Below are 12,262 nucleotides of genomic sequence, written 5' to 3'. Positions count from 1 at the left end.
GTGCCCGGTGTGTCCATAGAATGAGTCATCCGATCCCCGAGCTCTGAAGAACGGCAGGTGCGACGATGGCCGGTCTCCGGCTGATGGCGGTGCACGCCCACCCCGACGACGAGGCGTCCAAGGGCTCCGCGACCATGGCCAAGTACGTGGCCCAGGGTGTGACCGTGCTGGTGGAGACGTGCACCGGCGGGGAACGGGGGAGCATCCTCAACCCCGCGATGGACCGCCCCGACGTCGTGGCCGACCTCGTCGGTGTGCGACGCCGGGAGATGGCCCGCGCGGCCGACATCCTGGGCGTCGAGCACCACTGGTTGGGCTTCGAGGACTCGGGTCTGCCCGAGGGTGACCCGTTGCCGCCGTTGCCTCCCGGATGTTTCGCGCTTGCCGACGACGACGAGGTCACCCGCTCCCTGGTCGCCCGGATCCGGGAGTTCCGCCCGCACGTGATGATCACCTACGACGAGAACGGTGGGTACCCGCACCCGGATCACCTGAAGGTGCACTCGGCGTCGATGGCCGCCTACGAGGCCGCAGCGGACCCCGCCCGCTATCCCGGGACCGGCGAGCCGTGGGCGGTGGCTAAGGTCTACTACACGCACGGTTTCCCCAAGAGCCGTCTGGAACTTCTCGACGAGGAGTTGTTCGCGCGCGACGGAGTCCGGCACTTCGCCGAGTTCCTCTCTCGCTGGGGCGACCGTCCCGACATCATGGAGCGGGTGACCACCCGGGTGGAGTGCGCCGACTACTTCGAGCAACGCAATTCGGCGCTGTTGGCCCACGCCACGCAGATCGACCCCAACGGCTGGTTCTTCGCGGCCCCGGTCGAGATGCAGCAGCGGGTGTGGCCCACCGAGGAGTTCGAACTCGCGGCAAGCCGGGTGGCCGTACCGGCGCGAGCTGAGGGAGAATACGAGTCAGACCTGTTCGAGGGCGTCGACCCGTACGTCCCGCTGCCGGTCGGACCGAGCACAGCGAAGGACCCGCGATGATCACTCTGGGACCGGACGTCCAGATCCTGGCGCACCAGGCGGTGATGGTCTTCGCACAGAACCAGTCGCCGGGCACCCCGGGGTACAACGACCATCCGATGGGGCCGGAGTTCGGCAAGGCCTCGCCGATCGGGATACCGGTGGTCCTGCTGCTGCTGGTGGCCACCGTGCTGCTGATCCGCAACATGAACAAGCACATCAAGAACCTGCCCGAGACCTTCGACACCGATCATCCCGAGCCGGACCAGCTGGCCGACGAGGGCACTGACCGTGCGGGGGTCGAGGGGGGCGCACCGGGCGCACCCGCCGACCCTCGTTGACCGCGCCTGCGGCCTACCGCATCTGACAGGGGAGGGTGGGTGGGCAGCCCGGCCGGATCCCAGGCCATGAGCCCGATCGCCGGGTAGTGTCATCACCCGTGTCCGCGCCCCTCGCACTTCGTGTTTCCGCCTGCTTTCTGCTGGCCGCCGCCCTCGCCGCCCCGGCCCCGGTCGGCGCCCAGACCGTCGTCGACGGACCCACACTCGGGGTCGCGGAGGTGCTCTCGTTCCCGGACCGCAGCGCCGAGGTCCCGGTTGCGATATCCGTCCCCGAGGGTCTGACCCCCCGGACCCTGAGCACCACGGTCCAGCTCCCGGTGGACCTCGAGCGTGGGCATCTCGAGGCGTGGTCAGGTGACCTGCTGCTGGGCCGGGAGGAGCTGGGGCCGGACGCTGAGTCGCAGCGGGTGACCATCCCGCTCGATCGCGGGCGGGTGCTCAACGGCGTGCTGGACCTCACCCTGCGGACCGTCCTGCACTCCCGCGGGGAGGCCTGCCCGGACTGGGATGACCGGCCCCTGGAGCTGCGCGACACCGAGGTCGACTTCGCCGGCGAGCCCGAGGCCCCCACTGTGTTGGCCGACTTCGTCCCTCCGGTCCTGGAGCGACTGGAGATCTACCTCCCGGACGAGCCGACCTTCGCCGAGTCGGAGGCCGCTGCCGCGTTGGCCCTCCTTGCCTCGTCGAGGTTCGGGCGGACGGGTCTGGAGATCGAGGTGCTCCCTGCGTCGGGGTCCAGGGCTCCGGAGGCCTCGCCCTTCACCCGCCGAGCGGAGATCCGTGAAGCCGACGAGTCCCGGATCGACCTGACCGACGACGCCGTCCCCACCGTGGAGATCACGGGCGATTCCGCCAGCCTCGGTCGCCAGATGCGGTCGGTGACGAGCGATCTGTGGTCACTCGCGGTCGCGGGCTCGGCCACCCTGGACTCGTCGACCCCGGCGCCCCGCGCGCTGGTGACCGAGGCGACCCTCGACGAACTCGGACTGGGATCGCGCTCGGCGCGGTCGGTCGGTTCCGTCACCGCCGGCTTCGGGTTGGACCAGACCAGCCTGGGCCAGGTCACCGGGGACGTGGCGGTCGATCTGGTGGGGTCGTACTCGCCGCCCCCGTCCGATCGCAGCGGCCTGCTCGTGGCCTCGGCCGGTCAGACGGTGCTGGACTCCTGGACCGCCGACCCGACCGGGTCCTTCGACCGCACCGTGACCGTTCCCGCCGGCGCGTTGAACCGGTACACCGACATCACCGTCTCTCTGCAGACCTCGGGCGCGGGCGCGGCGTGCGGCGTCCTCCAGCCGTTGACCATGATCATCGATGGATCCTCCCGGATCCGCCTCTCCGACCCGGCTACCCCCGCTCCCGCCGGGTTCGGCTCCCTGCCCCAGGCGCTCCTGCCCCGCCTGCAGGTGGCCACCGGCAGCGGTTCGCTGGAGGACACCGCACGGGCGGTGGCGATCCTCGCCGAACTGCAGACGCTGTCCGCCACTCCTCTGCTGCCTGAGTGGGTCAGTACCGACACCCTGGTGGAAGGGGACGTTCCGGGACTTCTCGTGACGTCCGAGTCCGTCCCGTCCGATCTCGACCTGCCCCTGACCCTGACCGGGGGCCGCACGCTGGAGGTCATCGGGGCGCGGGAGGGCCAGCCGGCCACCCTACGGTTCTACGAGGACGTGGACTTCGCGTCGATGCAGGTGGTCCAGGACGGCGACCGAGCGCTACTGGTGGCCTCGACGAATTCCGGGTCGGCCGAGCTCGACCGCACCCTGGAATGGTTGGACGCCGAACCGGGTCGGTGGTCGATGTTGGCCGGCAATGTCCTGTTCACCGCGCCGGACCGCGAGCCGGTCGAACTGTCCACGGCCGCGGCGGTCGATGTGGACATCAGCCAGGACGAGGGCACCGGCGGTGTCCGTACCGCGCTGATCATCGGTCTGGCGGTCACGCTGGCGGGGGCCGCGATCGCCGGGATCGTCTGGGCTGTCACCCGGCGCCGTCGGGTCAGCCCGCGGCGCTGATGCCCGCCCCTGTTCGCCGCGTCGTGCTGGGCGAGGGAGCGGACCACGTCGCGAGATGGGCGCTGCTCGTCGTGCTCGCCGCCGCCGGGTTCTGGCAGACGTGGGCGCGGATCGCCGGGGAGGTGATGGCGGGCTCCGGTAGCGAGGTCGTTCTCGCCGCCCCCGTCGGCGCCGTGCTGACCGCAGTGGCGTTGCACCTGCGGCGCCGGCCGGAGTTGCCCATCCACGACCGGCAGAGCGACAAGATCGCGGGGACGATCATCCTGGCGATCGCGCTGATGATCCAGTGGCTCGTGCTGCCCAGGTACGCGGACAGCTACGTCCTGTTGCATCTGGATCTCGTTGCCGCCTGGCTCTTCCTCCTGGGCGGGTCCGTCTTCTTCTTCGGGACACGCCGCACCTTCCGGTACTGGCCCTCCTGGTTGCTGCTCACCGTCGCGACTCCGGGTGCGTTGCGACTCTTCGTCTTCGCCCTGGGTGGGGACCGGTGGGCTCAGGTGCTGGTGATGGTGCTGGTGGTGTCTGTGGGGCCGCTGGCGATCCTCGGTCCACCGGCACTGCGCCGCCTCCGCGGGGCCGGCTCAGCGAATGGTCAACGGTCGGGTGGTCGACCCCTGCCCTCGCTGGTGGTCTCTCCGCGTGAGGCGTGGCGCAGCGCACCTCTGGTGACCGTCGTGGCCGTGCTCCTCGCCCTTGCGCCGCTGCCGGCGGGGATCGATGAACGACTGTCCCCGGGGCCCGACGCCTCGAGCGGGTCGGGGCAGATACTCCCCCCGGGCTGGCAGGAGCTCGAGACGATCGACTACCCGTGGGCCGAGCGGATGTTCGGGCCGTCCGCCACGCTGGAGCGCCAGATGATCAGGGCGACGCGTGTCCGGGCGGACTGGGACGAACTCCTGCGCCCCAGGGTCGCCGCGGTGCAGACGCTGACCGTCAAGGATCCCGGGGTGCTCGAGGTGTTCCCGTTGGAGATGATGTTCGATCTCAGTTCGGCACGGGTCAGCCCGCCCCGGGAGCTGCCACTAAATCGAGGGGTCACCGCGCGGTACCGGACGGTGATCGACGACGAGAACCTGCTCACCTGGAGCGTGATGTCGTTCATCTGGACACGGTCGGGGGACAGGATCCAACGCGTCACGCTCATCACCGTGGACAACCACGAGTTCGACGCCGAGTTCCCCCCGGCCGTCCCGGGCACCCGGTCGTTCTCCCGCCTGCTCAACCTCTTGCTGCGCGGCGCGGGCGCGGTCATCGACACAGACCCCCAGGAGAAGGACCTCGATATGCTGACCGAGCTCGCGACCGATCTCGTGGAGGCGCAGTGGACGGACGAGTAGATCCCGCGGCGGCGACCTCCGAGTCCGCCGAGCCGGACGCGAGCCGTAGCGAGGCCGCGCTCCACGACGCCGTGCACGGGTTGTTCGAACGCGACCCGTTGGCCTCGGCGGCGGTGCCGTTCGTGCCGTGGCAGAAGTGGGCCGGGCTCGCCGGGATCGCCGTGCTGATCCTCGCCCTGGTCCTGGCGACCACGCCGACCCTCATCGCACTGACGGCGGTGAGCACGGCGGTCTACCTCATCACGCTCGGCGATCGCCTCCTCCTGCTCGGGCGTGGTCTGGCGCGGGAGTCGATCCTCCACGTGGAGGACGATCGCGCCCTCGCCGTGCCGGACTCCGACCTGCCCACCTACACGGTCCTGGTGCCCGCGTACAACGAACCGGAGGTGATCGGCGACCTCATCGACGCCGTCAGCTCGATCGACTACCCGGCGGACAAGCTGGAGGTCTTGTTACTGCTCGAGGCCGACGACGACGTGACGATCGACGCCGCGGAGGCGGCGGGGTTGGGGGAGGTGTGTCAGATCCTCCGGATCCCGCCGGCCGACCCCCGCACCAAGCCCAAGGCCTGTAACTACGCGTTGCACTATGCCACCGGCGAGATCATCACGATCTTCGACGCCGAGGACCGCCCGGATGCCCTCCAGCTCCGGCGCGTGGCGGTGGCCTTCACCGATCTTGACGACGACGTGGTGTGCGTCCAGGCCAAGTTGGCGTTTCACAACGGGTCGCAGAACATGCTCACCGCGTGGTTCACCGCGGACTACGCCCTGTGGTTCAACTTCCTCCTGCCCGGGCTGATGAAATCCAGCTCGCCCATCCCGCTGGGCGGCACGTCGAACCACATCAAGGCGGACGTGCTGACCGAGATCGGGGCGTGGGACCCGTACAACGTCACCGAGGACGCCGATCTGGGTGTCCGGATCGCCGCCCGTGGACACCGGACGGCAGTGCTCGACTCCACGACCCTGGAGGAGGCCAACCCTGATCCGATCAACTGGATCAGGCAGCGCTCGCGCTGGTACAAGGGGTACCTGCAGACCTGGCTGGTGCACATGCGTCAGCCGGTCAGGCTGTGGCGCACCCTCGGCACGGTGAGCATGTTCCGCTTCACCACCCTGCTGGCGGGAACCCCCGTGATCGCCTGCCTCAACATGGTGTTCTGGCTCATCACCTTGTCCTGGATCATCGGTCAGCCGGCGATCATCGCGCAGGTCTTCCCCGCCTACGTGTACTTCCCCGCGTTGATCTGCCTCGTCCTGGGCAACTCGACGATCCTCTACTCGAACTTCATCGCGTGCCGGGAGACCGGCAACGCGGCGCTGTGGTGGGCGTGCCTGACCGTCCCGCTGTACTGGGTGCTCATGTCGATCGCCGCGATCAAGGGGACCTACCAGCTGTTCGCCAACCCCTCCTACTGGGAGAAGACCGTGCACGGGTTGGCGTCATGACACGGGTTGGCCTCGTGAGATCCCGTCCCGTCGCCGTCTTCTGCGCGTTCACGCTGCTGTACCTGGCGGTGGGGCTCTTCCTGGCCCTCGGTGCCAACTACCTGCAGGGCGATGCGCTGAGCCGCGTGGCCGACACCCGGACCGCGCTGCTGTCCAGAGACCCGCACCTGGCGGCCATCGGCTTCATCTTCACCCCGCTCACCGCGCTCGCCCAGCTCCCGCTGGTCAGTCTGTCCGGGTGGTTCCCGGGCCTCACCAGGTGGAGCCTGACCGCGGTGGCGGTGAGCGCGCCGGCGATGGCGGCCGCGGTCACCCAGATCCACGCACTCGCGACCGAACGCCGGTGCCCGGCCTGGTTCACCTGGGGGGTCACCATGGTCTTCGGGTTGCACCCGATGATCGTCTACTACGGCGCGAACGGCATGAGCGAGGCCCTGTTCGTCTTCTTCGTGGTGTGGGCCGTGCGCCGCCTGGTGCGGTGGATGACCACGGATGACGTCCACGATCTGATGGTGGCCGGGTTCGCGCTGGGGATGTCCTACCTCGCCCGCTACGATGCGCTGGCCGCCTCGGGCGCCGCGACCCTCGTCGTCGTGGTGGTGTCGTACCGTCGCAGCCGCAGGGCCGAGACGGCGATTCTCGACGGCGTGATCCTCGCCGCGCCCACCGCACTGGCGTTCCTCGTGTGGGCGGCGACCAGCTGGCTGGTGACCGGCAGCGCACTCGCGCAGTTCTCCTCGCGCTACGGCAACGCGGCCATCCTCGAACAGTCCGGAGGGGGTTCCACCGGGGGGCTGTCGGCCCTCGAGTTCTCGGCGGCCGAGATCGTGGTGCTCGCCCCGGCGCTCGGTGTGGTCCTGCTGGTGTGCGTGGTCCTGGCGGTACGCCGTCGGGACCCCGAACCGCTGGCCGCGGTGGTCCTGGTGGCGGTGCTGGGCTTCGCGGTGTTCACCTATCTCCGCGGTATGACCTTCCCGTTCCTGAGGTTCTATATCAGCGCCATACCGCTGCTTGTGGTCCTGGCGGTGTTCTGCGTCCCCCGCGGTGGCGTCATGACCACCCGACGGCCCGGACCCCGGGCCACCGCGAGAACGCAGGACCGGCTCGCCGGCGGACGAGTCGTCCCGGCGGGAATGCTCCTCCTGCTCGCGGCGGGAGTCCCGTTCAGCGCGGTGGCCATGGTGTCCCCGTCGCTGTCCCAGGAGCAGCACGCCCTGCACGCCGTGATCCTGCCCGAGTCGGGTGACAGGTCTCCGGAACTCAGGTTGCAACAGGAGGCCATCGTCGCGTCGTTCGACACCGAACGCCGGCTCGCCGACTATCTGGACTCCCTCGGACTCCCCGACGGGGCCGTCATCATGGACACGGTCCACGGATTCCCGATCATCGCCTCCACCACCAGGCCCGAACAGTTCGTCATCCCCTCGGATCGCGACTTCGTCGAGATCCTCAACGACCCGGCGGCCAACGGTGTCCAGTTCCTGCTGACGGTGCCCGCCGAGGGGCGTGGCACCTCCGACGCGCTCAACCTCCGCTATCCGACCGTCCACGAGAACGGGGCCCAGCTCGGCAGCCTGGAGTTCGAGGTGGTCAACTCCGGTAGTGACCGCCCGACCTGGAGACTATGGCGGGTGTTCGACTAGGTCGGCGGCGAGTCTGAACGGCGGGTATGAATGCACAGAAAAATTCATTAATTCTCGAACAGAGGTCGTCTATCGTCGCCTCATGAAGACCGCTCCGTTCGTGGGACTACTGGTGCTCGTCATGACGCTGGCCTGCGCGGCGCCACCGGATTCGCGATCTCAGGTGCAGCCGCATCGCGCCACGGTCTCCGGAGGAGAACTCCACCTCGACGGCCAACCCTGGTGGCCCACCGGGCTCAACGCCTACCAGCTGGCCACGGACTGGAGCGTCAACCGGGGATGCGGCGCGATGGTCGACCTCGACGCGTACTTCGGTTCACTTCCGGACGGTGCCGCCACGCGATTCAACGTCTTCCAACAGCTCGCCGTGAACAAGTTCACCGGGGCCCTGGACTTCGCCCCGATCGACGCGGTCTTCGCCGCCGCGGAGCGCCACGATCAGATGGTGATCCCGGTTCTCGTGGGCCAGGACGGCGCCTGCGAGGACGAGCAGTACAAGGACCGCGACTGGTACCTGGACGGCTGGGAACAACCCACGGCGATGCCACTGAGCTACCGCGACTGGGTCACGACCGCGGTCGAACGGTGGTCGGGCTCGCCGGCGATCGCGGCGTGGGAGCCGATCGGCGAGCCCGAGACCGCGGTCTGCGGAACGGCCGACTGCCACTGGCAGTACCGGACCTGCCCGGCGGACTCCGCGCAGGTTCTGCGTGAGTGGACCGACGAGGTGGGGCAGCTGATCAGGCAGCGCGACCCCGGCCGACTCATCACCGCCGGCCTCCTGGGTGGGGACCAGTGCGGCCTGGTGGCCGACGGGTACAGGCTCATCGCCGAATCCCCGTACGTCGACGTGCTCCAGTATCACGACTACGACAACGCGGGATTCCTGCCATTGCGCCTCGCGCAGACCGACAAGCCGCTCGTGGTGACCGAACTCGGGATCGCCGCGGGCTCCTGCCTGTCGCTCGAGGACCGCGCGGACTTGATCGGCGACCGCATCGACGACTACGAGGCGATGGGCGCCGCGGGAGCCATGCTGTGGGCGTTCGTGCCCGACCCCAGGCCGAACGAGTGCACCTACGACATCGGCCCGGATGACCCCATCAGGGCGCTGCCCCAGATCGCGCGGAACTAGGTCGCGCGCGCCACGGGGCCGGGTGCACCGGCGAGACGAGGCAGCCTCACGGGATCAGTTCGCCCCACCGAGCAGATCGCCCATCGGGACGAAGTCGCCGAACTCGTCGTCGTCGTTCCTCCTGCCCCGGCCCGCATCCGCCCGGGTCGGCGCCACTGCACCGGGGGCCACCCCGGCGAACCGCAGCATGTAGTCGGCCAGTTCCGTGCCGACGCGCTGCGCGCGGGTGGACAGCGACTCGCCCTCGCCACCCGGGGCGACCGCCCCGAAATCCTCGGACGCCGCGAACACCGTGGTCGGCACCACGTCGGCCTTCAGGTACGCGAACATCGGGCGCAGCGCGAAGTCGATCGCCAGCGAGTGCCGGACGGTGCCGCCGGTCGCCCCCAGCGCCACCGGGACGCCCGCCAGCGTTCCGGGGTCGATGACGTCGAAGAAGGACTTGAAGAGGCCCGAGAACGACTGGTTGTAGGTCGGCGTCACCGCGATCACCCCGTCCGCGCGGCCGATCTCCTCGAGAGCCGCGCGCAGGGTGTCACCGGGGAACCTGGTGAGCGTGGCGTCGACGACCTCGTGGGCGAGCCCCCGGACCTCGAGGACCGTCACGTCGACGTCCTGACCGTGACGCATCAGGGCCTCACGGGTGGCCGAGGTCAGCCGGTCGGCCAGCATCCTGGTGCTCGACGGCACCGAGGTGCCGGCCGAGACCACGACCAGCCGCAGCGGGCGGGCGTCGGGCGAGTGGGTGGGGGTCACTTGTTGCTCCTTCCGGCCGGTGCCTGCGCGAGACGGGACTCGGTGCGGCGGGCGCGCGCGAGTGACTGCTCCTGCGCGCGCTGTCCGCCCTCGACCGTCAGGCCGGTCCAGTTGTCCCCGGTGCCGAACCGGTAGGCGTCCGAGTAGGCGGGCTCGCCCTCGGCGGCCAGTGCGGCGTCGCGTGCGGCGACCCGGGCTGCGTGGGTCGGTCCGTCCGGCACGTGGGCCGGCCGCTTCGCGTCGAGTTCCCGGCGCAGGACCGGCACGATCTCGGTGCCGAGGATCTCGATCTGCTCCAGGACGGTCTTGCGGGGCAGTCCGGCGTGATCGATGAGGAACATCTGGCGTTGGTAGTCGCCCACGTGCTCGCGCATGGTCAGGTAGCGGTCGATGACCTGCTGTGGGGAGCCCACGGTCAGCGGGGTCTGGGCGGTGAAGTCCTCGAGCGACGGGCCGTGGCCGTACACCGGTGCGTTGTCGAAGTAGGGGCGGAACTCGTTCACGGCGTCCTGGCTGTTGGGGCGCGCGAAGAACTGACCGCCCAGGCCCACGATCGCCTGATCGGCCGCGCCATGGCCGTAGTGCTCATAGCGGCGGCGGTAGAGCTCGACCATCTGCTTGGTGTGGTGGATCGGCCAGAAGATGTTGTTGTGGAAGAACCCGTCACCGTAGTAGGCGGCCTGCTCCGCGATCTGCGGCGAGCGGATCGACCCGTGCCAGACGAAGGGTGCGACCCCGTCGAGCGGGCGCGGGGTGGAGGTGAACTGCTGGAGGGCGGTCCGGAATTTGCCCTCCCACTCCACCACGTCCTCGTGCCACAGGCGGTGGAGCAACTCGTAGTTCTCGATCGCCAGCGGCAGTCCCTGCCGGATGTCCTGGCCGAACCACGGGTAGACCGGTCCGGTGTTGCCGCGCCCCATCGTCAGGTCGACCCGGCCCCCGGCCAGGTGCTGGAGCATGGCGTAATCCTCGGCGATCTTCACCGGGTCATTGGTGGTGATGAGCGTCGTGGCGGTGGACAGGATGATGTCCGAGGTCTTCCCCGCGATGTAGCCGAGGGTGGTGGTGGGGGAGGACGTCACGAAGGGCGGGTTGTGGTGCTCGCCCAGCGCGAAGACGTCCAGGCCGACCTGCTCAGCCTGAATCGCGTACTCGACTACCGCTTCGAGGCGCTCGTGCTCGGTGGACACCTGCCCGGTGTGGGGGTCGGGGGTGATGTCGGCAATGGAGAAGATCCCGAACTGCATGACGGCGAGCCTTTCAGTCTGTTGGAGCGTTACCTCTTATTGATGCGTTCCATCCTAACTTGCTGACATGTCAAACAACAGGGGGGAGCGGAGTATTCCGTATCACTCGGGGGGCTTGACGAATCGCGCGTTCCGCCACGAACCGGGGCGTCGGGGTGTGAGGATTCTGCGACTGTCAACAGGAGGCGCCGTGACCGAGTGGATCGTCCGAAGGTGGGTCCGTTTCGGCCACGACAGGCTCTACGCCGCGACCCCGGGCGGAACCGACCTGGGATACCTCGATCTCGCCACCGGCCGCTACCACTCCGATGACCTCAGCAACCTGCCCCTGTTGCGCAAGGCGATCGAGGACCACATGGACTCCCGGCCGGACGGGAGGTCAGTGCGAGAGTTGGACCGGCGACCTCAGGGGAACGCTTCACCGACGCCGTCTCCAGCCGGGGCCCCGGCGGCGCCACCGACGCTCCCGACACCGCCATCCCCGACACCGTTATCACTGTCGCCGGGGCCGGTCGCGGCGACTGCCCCGGTTCCACCTCCGGCCACAGCGCCGCCCCTGACCACAGCGCCGTCAACCGGATCCGGGCTGAGGTGGCACGATCTCTCAGGCACTCGCGCGGGGGCGGCCGCCCGCGAGCGGGCTCTCGCCGAACGGGAGGCTCAGGGGATGGTGCGCCACATTCTCGCCCGGGTCTTCGATGCGAAGACGGACGAGCGCGCGTGGCGCATCGGTGCGGATGGTGAGCAGGCGGTCGGTGACCAGCTGGCCGCACTGGATGCTCGGTGGAGAATCCTGCACGCCGTGCGCGTGGGGGAGCGGGGTGCCGATATCGACCACGTGGTGATCGGACCGGGTGGCGTGTTTACCGTGAACTCCAAGAATCACCCCAAAGCCTCGATCTGGGTGGGCGGGGACACCTTCATGGTCAACGGCAGTCGGGTTCCGTACATCCGCAACAGTCGGCATGAGGCAAGGCGCGCATCCCGTCTGCTGGCGGAGCATGTCGGCTTTCCGGTGCCGGTCACCGGGGTGATCGCGGTGGTGGGAGCACGCCGGGGATTCACCGTGAAGAACCAGCCGAGAGATGGCGCTGTGACGGTGGTGACCAGGCGCGGCATCAGGCGATATCTCACATCGCAGCCGCAGCGACTGGGATTGCGCGAGATCGACGCGATCCACGAGGTCGCCAGACGATCCACGACGTGGCAACGCTGAACCCGATCAGGACCCTGTCAGGCGGGGTGGGGGCGGTGGGCGCCGGGTGGGTTGGTGAGGTGGCCGTCGTCGGTGATGAGGCGGTCGAGGTGGTGGCGCCATCGGTGGTCGAGGATCCGGTCTCGGGCCTGGGCCAGGGGGCCGTGTGGGGTG

General features: G+C 69.2%; 11 protein-coding genes. 8 read left to right on the top strand and 3 right to left on the bottom strand.

Annotated features, from left to right (window positions below):
- The first annotated feature begins 65 nt into the window (after positions 1-65).
- The 7 genes from mca (at position 66) to H483_RS23805 (ending at position 8,890) form a co-directional block, all read left to right on the top strand.
- Entirely contained in the window at positions 66-989 is a 924-nt protein-coding gene (mca, locus tag H483_RS23835) for a mycothiol conjugate amidase Mca (RefSeq protein ID WP_017835772.1), read from the top strand.
- On the top strand, positions 986-1,309 hold the full coding sequence (locus tag H483_RS23830) for a hypothetical protein (RefSeq protein ID WP_017835771.1): 324 nt from the start codon (positions 986-988) through the stop codon (positions 1,307-1,309). The genes mca and H483_RS23830 overlap by 4 nt, the downstream gene beginning before the upstream one ends.
- A gap of 98 nt (positions 1,310-1,407) precedes the next feature.
- Positions 1,408-3,324, top strand: a complete 1,917-nt coding sequence (locus H483_RS23825; protein ID WP_017835770.1) for a hypothetical protein — start codon at positions 1,408-1,410, stop codon at positions 3,322-3,324.
- Entirely contained in the window at positions 3,324-4,661 is a 1,338-nt protein-coding gene (locus H483_RS23820) for a hypothetical protein (RefSeq protein ID WP_031264542.1), read from the top strand. The genes H483_RS23825 and H483_RS23820 overlap by 1 nt, the downstream gene beginning before the upstream one ends.
- Positions 4,646-6,112, top strand: a complete 1,467-nt coding sequence (locus H483_RS23815; protein WP_017835768.1) for a glycosyltransferase — start codon at positions 4,646-4,648, stop codon at positions 6,110-6,112. The genes H483_RS23820 and H483_RS23815 overlap by 16 nt, the downstream gene beginning before the upstream one ends.
- 14 nt (positions 6,113-6,126) lie before the next feature.
- The gene (locus tag H483_RS23810; protein ID WP_017835767.1) at positions 6,127-7,755 is read left to right on the top strand and encodes a glycosyltransferase family 39 protein; all 1,629 of its coding nucleotides are present in this window, start codon (positions 6,127-6,129) and stop codon (positions 7,753-7,755) included.
- A gap of 82 nt (positions 7,756-7,837) precedes the next feature.
- Positions 7,838-8,890 carry a hypothetical protein gene (locus tag H483_RS23805; RefSeq protein ID WP_017835766.1) on the top strand — a complete coding sequence of 351 codons (1,053 nt, stop codon included), beginning with the start codon at positions 7,838-7,840 and terminating at the stop codon, positions 8,888-8,890.
- 54 nt (positions 8,891-8,944) lie between these two features.
- Here the strand turns inward: H483_RS23805 and H483_RS23800 are convergent, their stop codons facing one another.
- The 3 genes from H483_RS23800 to H483_RS39965 all read right to left on the bottom strand — a co-directional run bounded on the left by H483_RS23800 (position 8,945) and on the right by H483_RS39965 (position 11,731).
- A complete protein-coding gene (locus H483_RS23800; RefSeq protein WP_017835765.1) occupies positions 8,945-9,646 on the bottom strand; it encodes a CE1759 family FMN reductase in 702 nt (233 codons plus the stop codon).
- Positions 9,643-10,893: an LLM class flavin-dependent oxidoreductase gene (locus H483_RS23795; protein ID WP_017835764.1), complete on the bottom strand. Its 1,251-nt coding sequence runs from the start codon at positions 10,891-10,893 to the stop codon at positions 9,643-9,645. Before H483_RS23795 ends, H483_RS23800 begins: the two co-directional genes overlap by 4 nt.
- Positions 10,894-11,497: 604 nt before the next feature.
- Positions 11,498-11,731 (bottom strand): hypothetical protein, encoded by a 234-nt coding sequence (locus tag H483_RS39965; RefSeq protein WP_238556220.1) that lies wholly within the window; start codon positions 11,729-11,731, stop codon positions 11,498-11,500.
- Here H483_RS39965 and H483_RS23790 point away from each other — a divergent pair.
- Positions 11,621-12,109: a nuclease-related domain-containing protein gene (locus H483_RS23790; RefSeq protein ID WP_238556217.1), complete on the top strand. Its 489-nt coding sequence runs from the start codon at positions 11,621-11,623 to the stop codon at positions 12,107-12,109. The two genes, H483_RS39965 and H483_RS23790, sit on opposite strands and share 111 nt — an antisense overlap.
- Positions 12,110-12,262 lie beyond the last annotated feature (153 nt).

The sequence above is a fragment of the Dietzia sp. UCD-THP genome (genome assembly GCF_000349585.1).
Lineage (GTDB): Bacteria > Actinomycetota > Actinomycetes > Mycobacteriales > Mycobacteriaceae > Dietzia > Dietzia natronolimnaea_A.
This window is presented reverse-complemented; position numbering and strand designations above follow the sequence as displayed.

Excerpts from the sequence above, each read along its gene's own strand:
- H483_RS23805 (WP_017835766.1), top strand. The coding sequence starts at position 7,838 with ATGAAGACCGCTCCGTTCGTGGGACTACTGGTGCTCGTCATGACGCTG.
- H483_RS23830 (WP_017835771.1), top strand. The coding sequence starts at position 986 with ATGATCACTCTGGGACCGGACGTCCAGATCCTGGCGCACCAGGCGGTG.
- H483_RS23820 (WP_031264542.1), top strand. The coding sequence starts at position 3,324 with ATGCCCGCCCCTGTTCGCCGCGTCGTGCTGGGCGAGGGAGCGGACCAC.
- mca (WP_017835772.1), top strand. The coding sequence starts at position 66 with ATGGCCGGTCTCCGGCTGATGGCGGTGCACGCCCACCCCGACGACGAG.
- H483_RS23795 (WP_017835764.1), bottom strand. The coding sequence starts at position 10,893 with ATGCAGTTCGGGATCTTCTCCATTGCCGACATCACCCCCGACCCCCAC.